Annotated in this window: 15 protein-coding genes and 1 pseudogene; 6 read left to right on the forward strand and 10 right to left on the reverse strand. The window is 65.7% G+C overall.

The window, feature by feature from the left end:
- Nucleotides 1–49: 49 nt before the first annotated feature.
- Nucleotides 50–1660: a serine hydrolase domain-containing protein gene (locus ABE093_RS07550; RefSeq protein ID WP_430760273.1), complete on the reverse strand. Its 1611-nt coding sequence runs from the start codon at nt 1658–1660 to the stop codon at nt 50–52.
- Here ABE093_RS07550 and lpxH point away from each other — a divergent pair.
- A complete protein-coding gene (lpxH, locus tag ABE093_RS07555) occupies nt 1644–2375 on the forward strand; it encodes a UDP-2,3-diacylglucosamine diphosphatase (protein ID WP_430760274.1) in 732 nt (243 codons plus the stop codon). The two genes, ABE093_RS07550 and lpxH, sit on opposite strands and share 17 nt — an antisense overlap.
- A 3-nt stretch (nt 2376–2378) precedes the next feature.
- On the opposite strand, the gene ABE093_RS07560 is transcribed toward lpxH, so the two are convergent.
- The 4 genes from ABE093_RS07560 to folC are packed head-to-tail and all read right to left on the reverse strand — an operon-like array spanning nt 2379 to nt 7122.
- Entirely contained in the window at nt 2379–3182 is an 804-nt protein-coding gene (locus ABE093_RS07560) for a ferritin-like domain-containing protein (RefSeq protein WP_430760275.1), read from the reverse strand.
- A 10-nt stretch (nt 3183–3192) separates the two neighbouring features.
- Nucleotides 3193–4659, reverse strand: a complete 1467-nt coding sequence (gene purF / locus ABE093_RS07565; protein WP_430760276.1) for an amidophosphoribosyltransferase — start codon at nt 4657–4659, stop codon at nt 3193–3195.
- Nucleotides 4660–4671: 12 nt separating this feature from the next.
- The gene (locus ABE093_RS07570) at nt 4672–5793 is read right to left on the reverse strand and encodes an SPOR domain-containing protein (RefSeq protein ID WP_430760277.1); all 1122 of its coding nucleotides are present in this window, start codon (nt 5791–5793) and stop codon (nt 4672–4674) included.
- A gap of 33 nt (nt 5794–5826) precedes the next feature.
- The gene (folC, locus tag ABE093_RS07575; RefSeq protein WP_430760278.1) at nt 5827–7122 is read right to left on the reverse strand and encodes a bifunctional tetrahydrofolate synthase/dihydrofolate synthase; all 1296 of its coding nucleotides are present in this window, start codon (nt 7120–7122) and stop codon (nt 5827–5829) included.
- Between the two features lie 73 nt (nt 7123–7195).
- Here folC and ABE093_RS07580 point away from each other — a divergent pair, with 73 nt between their 5' ends.
- Nucleotides 7196–7585 (forward strand): DUF3224 domain-containing protein, encoded by a 390-nt coding sequence (locus ABE093_RS07580; protein ID WP_430760279.1) that lies wholly within the window; start codon nt 7196–7198, stop codon nt 7583–7585.
- A gap of 15 nt (nt 7586–7600) precedes the next feature.
- On the opposite strand, the gene ABE093_RS07585 is transcribed toward ABE093_RS07580, so the two are convergent.
- A complete protein-coding gene (locus ABE093_RS07585; RefSeq protein WP_430760280.1) occupies nt 7601–8047 on the reverse strand; it encodes a copper chaperone PCu(A)C in 447 nt (148 codons plus the stop codon).
- Between the two features lie 39 nt (nt 8048–8086).
- Here ABE093_RS07585 and ABE093_RS07590 point away from each other — a divergent pair, with 39 nt between their 5' ends.
- The gene (locus tag ABE093_RS07590) at nt 8087–8839 is read left to right on the forward strand and encodes an enoyl-CoA hydratase/isomerase family protein (RefSeq protein ID WP_430760281.1); all 753 of its coding nucleotides are present in this window, start codon (nt 8087–8089) and stop codon (nt 8837–8839) included.
- A gap of 21 nt (nt 8840–8860) precedes the next feature.
- On the opposite strand, the gene ABE093_RS07595 is transcribed toward ABE093_RS07590, so the two are convergent.
- The 3 genes and pseudogenes from ABE093_RS07595 to ABE093_RS07605 form a co-directional block, all read right to left on the reverse strand.
- A complete protein-coding gene (locus ABE093_RS07595) occupies nt 8861–9709 on the reverse strand; it encodes a sulfurtransferase (RefSeq protein ID WP_430760627.1) in 849 nt (282 codons plus the stop codon).
- 5 nt (nt 9710–9714) lie between these two features.
- Nucleotides 9715–10529 (reverse strand): annotated as a pseudogene (locus tag ABE093_RS07600) (NUDIX hydrolase).
- Between the two features lie 78 nt (nt 10530–10607).
- Entirely contained in the window at nt 10608–11315 is a 708-nt protein-coding gene (locus ABE093_RS07605; RefSeq protein WP_430760282.1) for an FKBP-type peptidyl-prolyl cis-trans isomerase N-terminal domain-containing protein, read from the reverse strand.
- A 146-nt stretch (nt 11316–11461) separates the two neighbouring features.
- On the opposite strand from ABE093_RS07605, the gene ABE093_RS07610 reads away from it, so the two are divergent.
- The 3 genes from ABE093_RS07610 to nth are packed head-to-tail and all read left to right on the forward strand — an operon-like array spanning nt 11462 to nt 13242.
- On the forward strand, nt 11462–12244 hold the full coding sequence (locus tag ABE093_RS07610; protein WP_430760283.1) for an enoyl-CoA hydratase/isomerase family protein: 783 nt from the start codon (nt 11462–11464) through the stop codon (nt 12242–12244).
- A gap of 4 nt (nt 12245–12248) precedes the next feature.
- A complete protein-coding gene (locus tag ABE093_RS07615) occupies nt 12249–12593 on the forward strand; it encodes a hypothetical protein (RefSeq protein ID WP_430760284.1) in 345 nt (114 codons plus the stop codon).
- 13 nt (nt 12594–12606) lie between these two features.
- Nucleotides 12607–13242, forward strand: coding sequence for an endonuclease III (nth, locus tag ABE093_RS07620; protein ID WP_430760628.1), 636 nt, complete (start codon nt 12607–12609; stop codon nt 13240–13242).
- 61 nt (nt 13243–13303) lie between these two features.
- Here nth and ABE093_RS07625 read toward each other — a convergent pair whose 3' ends face one another.
- Nucleotides 13304–14683: a porin gene (locus ABE093_RS07625; protein WP_430760285.1), complete on the reverse strand. Its 1380-nt coding sequence runs from the start codon at nt 14681–14683 to the stop codon at nt 13304–13306.
- Nucleotides 14684–14941 lie beyond the last annotated feature (258 nt).

Genomic DNA, 14941 nt, shown 5'->3' on the forward strand with positions numbered 1-14941 from the left:
TCCTTGCAGTTTCGGTTGTCGATATTCGACCTGTTGCCGGCCTTCGCGATCAGTGCTTCGCGCCCTGGGCAGCAAGCAGGTCGGCGATGCGTTCGGCGAAGAACCAGGACTGCCCCGGTCCTTCGTTGCTGGTCAAGGCAACAGTCGCGCCGGTTTCCCAGACGATCGCCAAGTTGGTATCCGTCCCCTCGATGCCGCCGGCATGGCCGCGAATGTGGAGTCCGCGGGAGGCGCGATCTCCGAATCCGGCGGCATAGCCTCCGGGACCCGCGGGCACTTCATCGTCGAACATTTTCGCGAGTGTTGCAGGCTTGACCAGCTTGCCCGCGCGCAATGCGGCGGAAAATCGCAGCAGGTCGGCGTTGGTGGAATACCCGCCGCCTGCCGGGCCGCCACGGTAGAGGGTCCTGAACCAGTCCGCTTTCCAGGCGTCGGAAAACGGTCCTTCGTGGTAATAGCCAACGGCAAGTTTGGGCACCACATCGTCCAGGCTGTCGAAGCCGCTGGCCTCCATGCCCGCGGGTGCGAATACGTGGCGCTGCACGTAGTCGGAATACGCCTGGCCGGAAACATTCTCGATGATGCGGCCCAGCAGCATGTAGCCCGCATTGCTGTAGCTCCACTGCCCACCAGGCGCGCTCACCTTGGGCTGGCGGGCGATCAGATCAAGGTAGTCCACGGGATCGACGAATTTCTCGCGGTGCTCGAAGAGTTCGGGAACAAGAAAATCCCCCAGCCCGGAGGTGTGATGCAGGAGTTGCCACACCGTGATGTTCTTCGCCGCCTGGTCCGGATATTCCGGAAGCCGCAGTGCCAGCGTGTCGTCCCACGACAATTTTCCTGTTTCCACCAATTGCGCAATGGCGACAGCAGTGAACATCTTGTCCATCGAACCGATGTGGAATTTCGTCTGGCGATCCACTGGGACATTGAAGCGGCGTTCGGCGAGACCGCGACACTCGTCGAAGATCGTCCTTGCGCCATCCGACACCGTCACGCAACCGGAGAAATCGTTGGTGCGCACCAGTTGATCGAGCGTGTTGCGAATCAGCTGCGCCAATGCCTCGCGCGTTGGCGCTTCCCTGGGCCAGTGCGCATAGAGGCCGGGATCGTCCATCGCCACAAGATCGGCCTGCGCGAGGCGGTCGGGGTGCGCCGCATCGGCGGTCAGCACGAGCAGGCCCTGTCGCGCATTGCGACGTGCCTTCACTGCCACCTGGAGCATGCCTGGCTGGCGTGGGTCGGAACGTGCATCGACCACGTCCAACCCGCCGCTGTCGCGAGCCGATGACGCCAACAACGAGATGAACGCTTCGCGGTCGGCGGACGGGATTTCGGCTGACAGTATCGTGGGCGCCCATTTCCGGATGCCGACCGCGTTGTCGCTGTTGACGTGCCGGATCAGCTGACTGCCAAGCCTGCCTGCCGGAGTGTCCGGCAGCGTCGCGTTCCCGGCGGACGCCACCCCGGGGATGGCGGATAGAAACAGCAATGCCTGTGCAAGCAGTCGTGGAAGAACCGACTTTCGGCACGTGGCCGCAGTTGGATCGGCATCAAACATGGATTTCCCCTTTCGGATTGGCTTTGGGGACTTGGATGCGGCAAAAAGCCGATTTGGATTCAGGGAGGAATAAAATCCCCCCATGACCACGCTGTTCATCTCCGACCTCCATCTCGATCCCGAGCGCCCCGACATCACCGCGCTGTTCGGCGAATTCATCGATGGCGAGGCGCGCAGCGCCGATGCCCTCTACATCCTCGGCGACCTCTTCGAAGCCTGGGTCGGCGACGACGATCCCTCGCCAGCCGGCGCGTTCGTCGCGACCAAATTGCAGGAATTGCATGCCAGCGGAGTTCCGGTGTCCTTCATCCGCGGCAATCGCGACTTCCTCGTCGGCGACGATTACGCACGCCGCGCCGGCATGGCGATCCTGTCCGATCCCGCGGTGATCGACCTCCATGGCGAACCGACGCTGCTGCTGCATGGCGACCTGCTGTGCACCGACGACAACGCCTACCAGCAGTTCCGCGCCCAGACCCGCGATCCGCGCTGGCAGGCGCAATTCCTCGCGCAACCGCTGCCGGCACGCCTCGCCTTCGCGGCGCAGGCACGCGCGGCGAGCAAGGCGCGCTATGGCGAACTCGTTTCAAGCGGCATGGCCGAAACCATCGGCGACGTTTCTCCGGCGACCGTGCAGGAATGGTTCAAGCGCTACGGCATCCGCCGCATGATCCACGGACACACCCATCGTCCGGCGATCCACGACGAAGGTGGTGGCAACAGTCGCATCGTCCTCGGCGACTGGTACGAACAGGGTTCGGTACTGCGGGTCGATCGCGACGGCATCCGCCTGGACGTGCTGCCGCTGGCTTGACGATCAATCCGCGGCGGCAAGCAGACTCTCGAGCTCCTCGGGGTCAAAGCCGGCCTGCGTCCGCGCTTCGATATTGAACGGCTTGTGCAGCACACCGCTGGCGTATTCCTTCAGCAGTTCGCGGAATCGCGCCTGCGGCTCGACGCCCGCGCGTTCGCAATGCCAGCGATACCAGCGCGATCCCGCGGCGACGTGCGCGATTTCCTCCCGCAGGATGACTTCGAGGATGTCCGCGGTTTCATTGTCGCCAAGCGAACGCAGCTTCACGATCATGCCCGGCGTCACGTCGAGTCCACGCGCTTCCAGCACGCGCGGCACCAGCGCCATCCGCGCCAGGCCATCGTGCGCGGTCTTCTCCGCCATTTCCCATAGCCCGTTGTGGGCGTCGAAATCGCCGTAGTCGTGGCCGAATGACTGCAAGCGTTCGCGCAGCATCATGAAGTGGCGCGCCTCGTCGTCGGCGACCATCACCCAGTCGGCGTAATACTCCGCAGGCATGCTGCGGAAACGGTGGATCGCATCGCAGGCGAGATCGATCGCGTTGAATTCGATATGGGCGACGGCGTGGATGAAGGCAGCGCGTCCTTCCCTCGATCCGAAACCGCGCCGTGGCAGATCACGCGGATGCACCAGCTTCGGCGTGGCCGGACGCCCCGGCATCGTGATCGCCTGCGGTGGCGGCGATGTCTCGTCCGCTGCAAGTTCGCCAGCGCGGAAGGCCGTCGCCAGCGCGCGTGCGGCAGCCGGCTTGCCGACGATGTCGCCGCAGTCAAGGACTGCCTTCGCTGCGGCGTGGAGATCGCCCATGGCGCGAGGCTCAGGCCCGGCGCTTGGCCTTGGCCTCGTCGGAACGCTGCGCCTGCAAGGCCTCGAAATAGCCATCGGCGACGCCGGTGACGTATTCGCCGCTGAAGCACGAGGTGTCGAAGTGCATGCCGGCATTCTTGGGTCCGGCGACCGCCGCCTCGAGATCCTCGAGATCCTGGTAGACCAGCCAGTCGCAGCCGATCAGTTCCTCGACTTCCTTCTCGCTGCGTCCGTGCGCGATCAGTTCTTCCGGATTCGGCATGTCGATGCCGTAGATGTTCGGATAGCGCACCGGCGGCGCGGCGGAAGCGAGGTAGACCTTCTTGGCGCCGGCATCGCGCGCCATCTGCACGATCTGCTGCGAGGTGGTGCCGCGCACGATGGAATCGTCGACCAGCAGGACGACGCGATCCTTGAATTCCAGCGGGATCGGGTTGAGCTTGCGGCGCACCGACTTCTGGCGCTCGCCCTGCCCCGGCATGATGAAGGTGCGGCCGACGTAACGGTTCTTGATGAAGCCTTCGCGGTACTTCACGCCGAGCACGTGGGCGATTTCCAGCGCGGCGTCGCGACTGGTATCGGGAATCGGGATCACCACGTCGATGCCGTGGTCCGGGCGCACGCGCAAAATCTTCTCGCCCAGCGACACGCCCATGCGCATGCGCGCCTTGTGCACCGAGATGTTGTCCATCATCGAATCGGGACGCGCGAAATACACGTACTCGAACACGCACGGGCGCGCCAGCACGTCCTTGGCCACCACGCGCGCATGCAGCTTGCCGTCCTGGGTGATCACCACCGCCTCGCCCGGCGCGACATCGCGCACGCGTTCGAAACCGGCAAGATCGAGCGCCACCGATTCCGATGCCACCGCGTACTCGGCGCCGGTCGCGGATTCGCGCTTGCCGATCACCAGCGGGCGAATGGCGTTGGGATCCCGGAACGCAACGAGTCCGAGCTCCATCACCATGCAGACCACCGCGTAGCCGCCCTTGGCGCGCCGCATCACGCCTTCCACGGCGCGCAGCGCGGACTCCGGCGACAACTCGTCCTGTGCATCCAGCTCGTGCGCGAACACGTTGAGCAGCACTTCGGAATCCGAGGTGGTGTTGAGGCCGCGGCGATCCTGTTCGATCACTTCGTGGCGCAGCGCTTCGGTATTGATCAGGTTGCCGTTGTGCGCCAGCGCGATGCCGTAGGGCGCATTGACGTAGAACGGTTGCGCCTCGTCGCTGCCTTCGCTGCCGGCGGTCGGATAGCGGCAATGGGCGATGCCCATGCGACCGTGCAACTGCGACATCGAAGCGGCGTCGAAGACATCGCTGACCAGGCCCTTGCCCTTCTCGACCCGCAACACGTTGCCATTGCTGGTGGCGATGCCGGCCGCGTCCTGTCCGCGATGCTGCAGCACCGTGAGGCCGTCATACAGTTGCGCCGCGACGTCCTGCGTCCCGACGATGCCCATGATTCCGCACATTGTTCTCTTTCCTCAGGGGCTGGGACGGACGATTCCGCTCACACCAAGTGTGGCCTGCGCACGCGTTTTCAACGCGTTGGCCGCATCGCGACCGACCACGGGACCGAGGCGCACGCGCGTCAGCACGCCCTTGTCGGTCTTGACGGTATCGGTGGTGGCGCTGAACCCGGCCGCACGCGCCTTGTCGCGCAACGCGGTGGCTTCGGCGGCATTGGCGAAGGCGCCGAGCTGCACCGCGAATCCGGTGCCGGACGCTGCCGGCTTGTCGGCGGGTTTCGGCTCGGGCTTGGGCTGATCGTGCTTGCCCGTATCGGGCTTCGGCGCCGTCGGCGTGTCCTGGTGCTGGGCAACGACCGGCTTGGGTTCCGTCGACTGCGCGGGCTTCGCCGGCTTCGTCGCGGTGATCGCCTTGTCAGGCTTGGCAACCGGCGGTGCGGGCTTCGGCGCTTCAACCGGCTTGTCCGCCGGTTTGCTGCTGGCGATCGGCGCGGTGGCAATGGCCGGCGTCGGCGCAACGTTCGAGGTCGACGCGGTTGCGGTCGGTACCGGCGCTTGCGCCGCATTGGCATCGAGCGCGATCACCTGCGCCTTCACCTGCGGATTCAACTGCACTGCCTGCACCCGCGCGACTTCCGCCGCCTCGCGGGTCGGGTACGGCCCGATGCGCACGCGCCAGGCATCACGGCCCGCCAGCGACACCTTCTCGCTGTAGCCATGCAGCTTGATTCCGGTCACCGCCTGCACCACGCGGTCGGCATCGCTGCTGCTGCCATAGCTGCCGAAACTGACGGCGTAATCGCCGGCCGCGGTTGCTGGCGACGGCTTGGCATCGGTCGCCGCCGTTGCGGCGTTCGGTGCCGGCGTCGCGGTGGCTGCGGTCGCATTCGCCGGAGTGTCGGCATTGGCCTGCGCTGCCGGCATGCCGGTCGCGCCATTGGCGCCAACGGCGCCAGGCACGTCGAGCGGCAATTCCTGGGTCTTGACCGTCGCGTCGGGCGCTTTCGGCGAATCCAGCGGCACGTCGGACACGCCACTGTCGGGCGCGGGTCCCTTGACCAGCATGGGCAGGAAGATGACCGCCAATGCGATCAGGACGGCGGCGCCCCAGAGGCGCTGTTTCACGGGACGATCCATTCGGCGCGCGGGCTCGCAGCGAGTTTCCGCCAATTATACCGGTGCCGGACCATCGACTTCCCGGCAGCCCGCTGAACGCAGCGCATGCAGGGCCGCTTCGACGGTGTGGAAGGAGCCGAATACCAGCACCCGATCGCCCGGCACGGCGATGGATTGCACATGGCGCAAGGCCCCGGCGACATCGGCATGGCGCGTTGCGCCAGCCAGATTCAGCCGCGCGGCCAACGCATCCGCATCCTGCGCGCGGCCTTCGACATCCAGGCCCGTCAGATGCCACTGGTCGATCAGCGGCGCAAGCGCCCTGGTCACGCCTTCCACGTCCTTGTCGGCGAGCGCGGCATAGACGGCATGGACACGCCCCCGCGTCGGTTGGTTCTCCAACCATTCGGCCAACGCCTGCGCAGCCTGCGGGTTGTGGCCGACATCGAGCCGATATTCGACGCCCGCGCAATCCAGTCGCTGCAGGCGACCGGGCACGCGCGCCGAAGCGATGCCTTCCGCCCACGCCTTTTCGGGAATCTCCAACGGCGACCCCCGCAGCGCGGTGATCGCGACCGCGGCGTTGCGCAACTGCACCGGCGCGACCAGGTCGGGCATCGGCAGGTCGAGTATGAAACCGGGTTCGCGCCATTGCCAGCCCTCGCCATCGGCGGCGCGATCGACGAAGAAATCGCAACCCATCCGTAGTGCCGACGCACCGATCGCATAGGCGCGCCGCAACACGCTGGATGGCGGCTCGTCGTCGCCCAGCACCAGCGGTTTCCAGGCACGCGCGATGCCGGCCTTCTCGACACCGATGTCCTCGCGGTCCTCGCCCAGCCATTCCATGTGGTCGAGATCGACGGTGGTGATGACGGCGACGTCGGGATCGACGATGTTCACCGCATCCAGTCGCCCGCCGAGGCCGACTTCAAGGATGGCGAGATCGAGTTGCGCCCGCGCGAACAGCCACAGCGCCGCCAGCGTGCCCGCTTCGAAATAGGTCAGGGAGATGTCGCCACGCGCGGCCTCGACCGCCTCGAATGCGGCGACCAGATCATCATCGCCGGCATCCGCGCCGTCGATGCGCACGCGCTCGTTGTAGCGCAGCAGGTGCGGCGAGGTATAGGCGCCGACACGCAGGCCCGCGGCGCGCGCGATCGCCTCGATGAAGGCGACGGTCGATCCCTTGCCGTTGGTGCCACCGACGGTGATCACGCAACCCGCCGGTTTCGCCAATCGCATGCGCTCGGCAACCGCGCGCACGCGTTCGAGGCCGAGTTCGATGGCGGTGGGATGCTGGCGCTGCAAGCGCGCCAGCCAGTCCTGCAGGGAATCACTCATGCGCACATTATCGGGGCTGCGGTGGGTCGTGAGCGAATTCGCCGCTATAGTCCGCCTTCCCCCATCCGCGGAACCCGCCATGTCGATCGCCACCGGAACCTTCGTCCTGCAGATGAAAATGGAACCGGGACTCGATCTCGGCGACGGCGCGCAGACCGGCAGCTTCCGTTTCGACAAGCAGTTCAGCGGCGCGCTCGAAGCCACCAGCGTGGTGCAGATGATTTCCGCCGGCAATCCGGCGAGCGGATCGGCCGCCTACGTCGCGATCGAACGCATCGCCGGCGCGCTCGATGGCCGCAGCGGCAGCTTCATGACCTGCCATCGCGGGATCATGGATGGCGGCGCTGTTTCGCTGGAAGTCGATATCGTGCCGGGATCGGGCAGCGACGGGCTCGAAGGCATTCGCGGCAAGATGACGATCCGCATCGATGCCGGCGTGCACCACTACGAACTGGATTATTCGCTGTAAATCACAGGCGCCGGCTCAGTTGCCGGCGCGCACCGCGAAATCGCCACGGACGTTGCGGCTCTTGCCGGCGTCGAAGCGCAGCGCGACGCGGTCGCCGGCCTTCAACGGTTTCTTCGGATCCATCAGCATCAGGTGCAGGCCACCGGGCTTCAGCTCGACGCTGCCATGCGCCGGAAGCACCAGCTGCGGCAACTCGCGCATCCGGCTGATCCCGTTCACCAACGTACTCTCGTGGAGGCTGGCGCTGCCGTAGGCGTCGCTGGAGACGCCAGTCACGGTGACTGCTGCATCACAGGGGTTCTCGATCCGGGCGAAGCCCGCATGCATCGGCATCCCGCCCGGCACCAGGCGGATCCAGGCATCGCGCACCACCGGCATGCAGGTAGCGGGCTTGTCGCGCGCGAACGCGGGCAGCGCGGCGCAGGCGAGGATGGCGGCAAGGATCAGGCGGCGGGTCTTCATCCGCCTATGATACGTGCCTGACCTGTACGGATCGCTTCCATGCTCGAGCACCACGACACCGCCACCATCCGCACCATCACGTTCAAGCGTGCGCCGGTCAACGCGCTGAATCCGGAGTTGTGCGAAACGCTGGTCACGGCCTTCGTGCAGGCCGTCGCCGATGGCTGCGACGGAATCGTGCTGGCCGGTGGCGAGAAAGTGTTCTCGGCCGGACTCGACGTGCCGCACCTGATGTCGCTCGGCAAGGATCGCGTCGCCCTGCACGCCGCCTGGGAATCGTTCTTCGCCGCCGCGCGCGCGATCGCCGAATGCCCGATTCCGGTTGTCGCCGCCATCACCGGCCATTCGCCGGCGGGAGGCTGCGTGCTGGCGCTGTGCTGCGACCATCGCGTCATGGCGCGCGGGCCGTTCCAGATCGGCCTCAACGAAACCCAGGTCGGGATCGCGGTGCCGGAAGGCATCCAGCGCCTGATGCGCCGCGCCGTCGGCCGCCATCGCGCGGAACAACTGCTGATGCGTGGCGCGATGGTGGATGCCGAGACGGCATTGGTGATCGGGCTGGTGGACGAACTCGCGGCGCACGGCGAAGTCGTCGCTGCCGCGCACGCTTGGCTGTCCAGCCTGCAAGGATTGCCGCGCACGCCGATGTTGCGCACGCGTGCGATCGCGCGCGCCGACCTGGCCGAAGCGTTGTCGCCGCAACACGTCGATCTCGACGCGATGCTCGATCTCTGGGAACACCCGGACGCGCAAACCGCGCTCAAGGCGCTGATGGCGAAGCTCGGAAAGTAAAGCGGGAGTAACGCTTCGCCGTCAGTCGTCGCCGGTTGCGACCGGGCGTGCATCGTCGCTGATCCAGCCACTCCAAGATCCGGTATAGAGCTTGGCCCCGACCAGCCCGGCATGCGCCATCGCCAGCAGGTTGTGGGCGGCGGTGACGCCGGAACCGCACATCGACACCAGGTCGGACGGCGTGCGCCCCGACAGCAGCTCGCCGAACTCGGCGAACAATTCCTGCGGCGACTTGAATCGGCCATCGGCAGCGAGATTTCGCGCGAACGGACGATTCATAGCGCCGGGCACGTGTCCCGCCTTGCGATCCAGCGGCTCGACATCGCCGCGGAAACGCTCGGCCGCGCGCGCATCCACCAGCAAGCCGCCGTGCGCGAGATGCGCGATGACATCGTCGTGCGAGAACAGCAACGAACGATCAAACGTCGCCGGATACGAAGCGACAGTGCGGATCTCCGGAAATTCCGTGGTCACCGGAAAGCCCAGTGCATTCCAGCGCGCGAATCCGCCGTCGAGCACCGCGACACCCTGGTGGCCCAGCGTCCGCAGCAACCACCACGCGCGCGCCGCGAACATGCCCTGGTCGGCGTCGTAAACCACCACTTGCGTGTCCGGCGTGATGCCCCACGCGCCCAGCGTGTGCGTGAAGTCATCGTCGCGCGGCCACGGGTGGCGGCCTTCGCCCTGCACGCGCATGTCGGAGAGGTCGCGCTCGAGATTGGCGTAACGCGCACCGGGAATGTGTCCCTGTCGGTACATCGCTTCGCCGGCGGCGCGATCCGCCAGGTTCACGCGCGCATCGAGCACGACCCACGACGGATCATCGAGATGCTGCAGCAGGGTTTCGCAATCGATCAGCGTGGCGAACATCGGTTTCACTCTAGTCGTTGCCGCAGGTCGTCCAGCATCATCGCGCTCGCACCCCAGATGCGATGCGGCGACACCGATTGCGGCAGTCGGTATTCGAGGACATGGCGGACATCGTCGCCCATCGTCATTTCCACCTGCCCGAGGTTGGACGGATCGCGCAGTGCGGACAACGACACTTCGAAAGCGTCGGCGACCTCGCGCGGATCGGGGCGGGAGACATAGGCGGGATCGAGCCAGGCAACGATTGGCGTGACCCGGAATCCGCTGACCGTCGCCAGCGGATCGAGCGTACCCAGCGGATGGACCAGCGCCGCCGGGATGTCGAGCTCTTCGCGGGTTTCGCGCAAGGCCACCGCGATCGCATCGGCATCGTCGGGATCCTGCGCGCCGCCGGGAAACGCCACTTGGCCGCCGTGATGGCGCAAGCCGCCATTGCGCAGGGTGAGCAGCACTTTCCAATCGTCTGCACGCGGCACCAGACCGATCAACACCGCCGCTTCGCGAAAGCGTTCGATTCCGAACCACGTGCGCATCAGCGGTGCATTCGCGCCCTCGCCCATCGGCAAGGCATCGAGCGGATGCAGCACGCGACGCAACTGTCGCAACAATGCGTCGCTGCCCGCATCGAAATTCATGCGCGGTCCGCTGCGCGCGCCGGGATCAGCACGTCGATCACGTGCAGGCGGAGCTGCGGCGACATCACGCCCCAGGCCGCGATCTCGTCGAGCGTGCGCAGGCAGCCTTCGCACAGCCCGTCATCGCCCATTTCGCAGACGTTGACGCAAGGCGACAGGATCGGCAGGGGCAGCGCGGCATTCATCCCGTCATTCTCCCATTCCGCCCCCGCAAACGAAAACGCCGGCGCGAGGCCGGCGTTTCCAGGGTGCTGCAACGTCGATTACTTGACGCTGTTGAGCTTGACGTCGAACTGCACGACGGCATTCGGCGGCATGCCGGTGCGCGGATCGGCGCCGAAGGCCTTGCCCGGCGGCAGGGTGATTTCCCACTGCGAACCGGCCGGCATCTGGGTGATGGCCTCGCGCAGGCCTTCGACCTGCACTTCGCTCAGCTTCATCGGCGGCGCGTCTTCCATCTTGGCGTCGGCCGGACGCGGGGCCACGGTCGGGAAGAACGGCCCTGCGAAGGCGACGGAGATGGTGCTGCCCAATGCCGGGCGGGCGCCGGTGCCGGCGGTGACGACTTTGTACTGGACGCCCGACGGCAGCGTCTTGACGCCCGGCTTCGCCTTGTTGGCGGCCAGGAACTGGTTGCCCTTGCTCAGATTTTCAGCGGCGGCCTTGTCGTACTCGGCCTTGGCCTGCTGCGCACGGGCCTGCTGGCGGCGCTGGAAGGCTTCCATCACCGGCTTGGCCTGGGCTTCCGCCAGCGCGGGATCCTTCTTGGCGTAAGCGTCCTGGACGCCCTTGATCGCCGAGTTGATGTCGATCTGCTCGCCAGCTTCCTGGACCTGCTGCAGCTGGCCACCGAGCTGATATCCGAAGATATAGCTGAGCTTGCCCTTTTCGCTGGTCATGTCCTGGGCGCTGGCTGCCCCGGCCGTCATCGTCAAGGCCGCAAGAACGGCGGCCAGGGTACGCATCTTCATCGAAACAACACTCCTTGGATGGTCTGGCGTCCCGACGGACGTCAGGAAGCGCGGGGTAGCATAATCGCCTACGGCCTGAACCGCGACTGTGGATGGACAGCGCGAATCGCCGAAAAGTTCCCATTCAGTCCTGCAGACCCCGCCCCATGACCACTTCCCCCCTCCTGATCGCCGACCAGGACTCGATTCGCCTGATCCGGATCGATCGTCCAGACAAGCTCAACGCGTTGAATTCCGCCACGATTTCCGCGCTGGACGCGGCTTTCGCCGAGGCGATTGCCGATTCCGCGGTCCGGGTGATCGTGTTGACCGGATCGGGCGCCAAGGCCTTCGTGGCCGGCGCCGACATCTCCGAAATGAATGGCCTGACCCCGACCGAGGGTCGCGACTTCTCGCTGCGCGGGACGCGGATGATGCGCCGGATCGAACGCGCGCCCAAGCCGGTCATCGCGATGGTGAATGGTTTTGCCCTGGGTGGCGGCCTGGAACTGGCGATGAGCTGCCACCTGCGCATCGCCGCCGACAGCGCCAAGGTCGGGCAGCCGGAAATCAACCTCGGCCTAATCCCCGGCTTCGGCGGCAGCCAGCGCCTGCTGCGACTGGCCGGTCGCGCGGCGACGCTCGAACTGTGCCTGACCGGCGCGCCGATCACCGCCGAACGTGCGTTGCAACTCGGCATCGTCAATCGCGTGGTGCCGGCGGCCGAACTCGAAGCCGAGACCATGAAGCTGGCGCAGCAATTGGCGAAGGCAGCGCCGCTGGCGCTACGCGGCATGCTCGACTGCGTGAACATCGGCCAGGACTGCGGACTGGAAGAAGGCCTCGAATACGAGTCGGCGCAATTCGGCCTGGTGTTCTCCACCGCCGACATGCGCGAAGGCACGTCGGCCTTCCTGGAAAAGCGCGCCGCGGAGTTCAAGGGCCGCTGATCCCATGGAACACGCACGCGTGCATGAAGCGGTCGCCGCGTTGCAGCGGGGCGATGTCGATGCCGCGCTGGAATCGGGGTTGATGGAATTCACCAGCAACGACCTCGATCAGGCTGGTGTATCGATCAATGATCGCGAACGCATCCTCACGACCATGGCGAAACTGCATTTCGCCTGGGACGCGCGCGAACGTTACCGCGCGCGTCAGCAACGATTGGACGAACGCGCACGCAAGCGCGAAGCACGGCGCGCCCAGGCGCCGCTCGGCGATGGCGCGGTGAAACCCGCTCTGCCCACTGCCGCGGCGAATGCGTTGGCGAAAGCGCTGGCCCGCGCAAAAGGAAATTGAAGCGATGGCGCAGATGACGCGTTCCGAGATCCGCGAAGCATTCGAACGCTGGCGGCAACTCGACCCCGAGCCGAAGACCGAACTGCTCTACCAGACCTCGTTCCAGTTGCTGGTGGCGGTGGTGCTGTCGGCGCAGAGCACCGATGCCGGCGTCAACCGCGCGACACGCACGCTGTTCAAGGCGGCGCCGACGCCGAAGAAAATGGTCGCGCTGGGCGTGGACGGGGTGAAGTCGCATATCGCCACGCTCGGCCTGTACAACGCCAAGGCCGCGAACGTGGTCGCGCTCTCGCAGCTGTTGATCGAACAGCACGATGGCGAGGTGCCGGCGGACCGCGACGCGCTGGAGGCATTGCCGGGCGTCGGCCGCAAGACCGCCAACGTGGTGATGAACGTCGTCTTCGGCGAACCGACGATGGCGGTGGACACGCACATCTTCCGCGTCGCCAATCGCACCGGCATGGCGCCGGGCAAGACGCCGCTTGCGGTGGAGCTGGGATTGCTCAAGCGCGTGCCGGAGGAGTTCATGGCGCATGCGCACCACTGGCTGATCCTGCACGGGCGCTATGTCTGCGTCGCACGCACGCCGAAATGCCCGGGCTGCGCGATCCGCGATCTCTGCAAGTTCAAGGACAAGACACCGGGTTGAGCAAAAGAAAACGGCGGCACATGGCCGCCGTTCTCCTTACCCGTGCATCAACCCGGATCGATTACCACTTGATCTCGGTGAAGACGCCGAACTCGTCGGCCTTGGCATCGGTCTTCTGGCCGTCCTTGATGTCTTCATGCTTGTAGACCGCGGCAACCTTCACGCCCTTGGTCAGCACGTAGTCGACGCCGAAGTTGTAGTACTTGTCCTTCAGGCCCGGATCCAGCCAGCGGCTGACGTCGGACTGATCGTAACGGCCGAACACCGACACCTTGTCGGTGAAGTTGACGTTGCCCCACAGCGACCAGCCGCGGGCGCGATCGCCAACGTAGGTCTTGAGGTTGGACGGCACGGTCGGGTTGTAGACCGGCAGGCCATAACCACCCACCGTCGCCGGCGGCACGGCGGCGCCGAGCAGCACGCGGTTCCAGTTGTTAGCGGCGAAGTATTCGCCACCGACGCGGAAGCGGCTGTTGCCGTAGGACACCAGGCCATCCAGGCGGTTGGCGCTGTGTTCGGCCGGCGTGCTGGACGGATACGCTTCCTTGCCGAGCTTGCCGTGGTAACCGCCGACGGCGATGTTCAGGCCTTCGATCGGCGTCACGCCGACGCGCGCTTCAAGATCGACGCCCTTGCTGCGGCTCGGGTTCTTGTAACCGCCACCGTTCACCGCCGATACGGCGTAGTTGAACATGCTGTTGTTGAAGGTACCGAACACGTGCAGGCCCCAATCCGACGAGGTGCCCGTCTTCAGGCGGTCGGCCAGGGTGTTCTCGACATAGCGGTAGCCATAGTTGCTTTCGGCGTACGGCACCCACGGCAGTTCGGCCGCGCCCAGGCGCACGGTGAAGGCATCGCTGTACTTGCCCTGCACGTAGGCCTTCTTGATGTACAGCTCGGTCGCGCCGACGGCGCTGCTGTACTGGAAGTCGGTGGTCAGGTTCGCCGAATAGGTGTCGTTGAACTTGTGGTTGATGCCGATGTAGGCGCGCTTGACGTCGAAGCCGAAGCCATTCGTGCCGGCCTTCTTGACGCCGTGGTCCTTGATGGCCTGGCTGGTCAGGTCGGCGAAGACGGTGCCGGTCACGCTGGTGTCGTTGACCAGCTTCTCGAGCTTGTCGGTCTTGGCCGTGCTCTTGGCGACGTCTTCGTTGGTCTTGGCCTGCTGCGTGTTGACCTCGGACTGCGCATCGGTGCGCTCTTCCAGGTTCGCAAGCTTTTCCTGCACCGCGGCGAGCTGCGCCTTCAGCGCATCGATCTCGGCGCGGTCGGACGAGGTTGCCGGCGCGACGGTTTCGGCGGCAACCGGAGCGGCGGCCTTCTTCTTCACCACGTGGCGCTTGCTCGAATGCTTCGTGCGCGGATCGGGGTCGGCATGGGCCGCGGTGGCCGCGCCGAAGAGACTGACGGCGATCATCGCCGCGAGCAGGTTGGTACGCATGGACAGCTTCCTCATTGGGGAGATTGGCGAATGGCGTGCGCCGTGGCGATGCGCCGGTTCGGCGAGCGGTGTTAAGAATCCGTCACTGTTGTGACAAATTTGAGTCAAAAACGGAATGGATGTTTTTTCATGTCGTCATGCTTAAAACCTGCGTGCGGCATCACGCTGTCATCCGAATGAAATATTCGCGACGCGCGGCTGTCATCTTTTCAACATGGAATCGTCTCGCCCGATCTCTGCAACTTCGGCTGCACTCAT

Origin of the sequence: Solilutibacter silvestris (assembly GCF_050574925.1) — a bacterium.
Lineage (GTDB): Bacteria > Pseudomonadota > Gammaproteobacteria > Xanthomonadales > Xanthomonadaceae > Solilutibacter > Solilutibacter silvestris_A.

What these genes read in the sequence shown, in the direction of transcription:
- lpxH (WP_430760274.1), top strand. Translation starts at nt 1,644, where the DNA reads ATGACCACGCTGTTCATCTCCGACCTCCATCTCGATCCCGAGCGCCCC.
- ABE093_RS07550 (WP_430760273.1), bottom strand. Translation starts at nt 1,660, where the DNA reads ATGAACAGCGTGGTCATGGGGGGATTTTATTCCTCCCTGAATCCAAAT.
- ABE093_RS07560 (WP_430760275.1), bottom strand. Translation starts at nt 3,182, where the DNA reads ATGGGCGATCTCCACGCCGCAGCGAAGGCAGTCCTTGACTGCGGCGAC.
- purF (WP_430760276.1), bottom strand. Translation starts at nt 4,659, where the DNA reads ATGTGCGGAATCATGGGCATCGTCGGGACGCAGGACGTCGCGGCGCAA.
- ABE093_RS07570 (WP_430760277.1), bottom strand. Translation starts at nt 5,793, where the DNA reads ATGGATCGTCCCGTGAAACAGCGCCTCTGGGGCGCCGCCGTCCTGATC.
- ABE093_RS07580 (WP_430760279.1), top strand. Translation starts at nt 7,196, where the DNA reads ATGTCGATCGCCACCGGAACCTTCGTCCTGCAGATGAAAATGGAACCG.
- ABE093_RS07585 (WP_430760280.1), bottom strand. Translation starts at nt 8,047, where the DNA reads ATGAAGACCCGCCGCCTGATCCTTGCCGCCATCCTCGCCTGCGCCGCG.
- ABE093_RS07590 (WP_430760281.1), top strand. Translation starts at nt 8,087, where the DNA reads ATGCTCGAGCACCACGACACCGCCACCATCCGCACCATCACGTTCAAG.
- ABE093_RS07595 (WP_430760627.1), bottom strand. Translation starts at nt 9,709, where the DNA reads ATGTTCGCCACGCTGATCGATTGCGAAACCCTGCTGCAGCATCTCGAT.
- ABE093_RS07605 (WP_430760282.1), bottom strand. Translation starts at nt 11,315, where the DNA reads ATGAAGATGCGTACCCTGGCCGCCGTTCTTGCGGCCTTGACGATGACG.
- ABE093_RS07610 (WP_430760283.1), top strand. Translation starts at nt 11,462, where the DNA reads ATGACCACTTCCCCCCTCCTGATCGCCGACCAGGACTCGATTCGCCTG.
- ABE093_RS07615 (WP_430760284.1), top strand. Translation starts at nt 12,249, where the DNA reads ATGGAACACGCACGCGTGCATGAAGCGGTCGCCGCGTTGCAGCGGGGC.
- nth (WP_430760628.1), top strand. Translation starts at nt 12,607, where the DNA reads ATGACGCGTTCCGAGATCCGCGAAGCATTCGAACGCTGGCGGCAACTC.
- ABE093_RS07625 (WP_430760285.1), bottom strand. Translation starts at nt 14,683, where the DNA reads ATGCGTACCAACCTGCTCGCGGCGATGATCGCCGTCAGTCTCTTCGGC.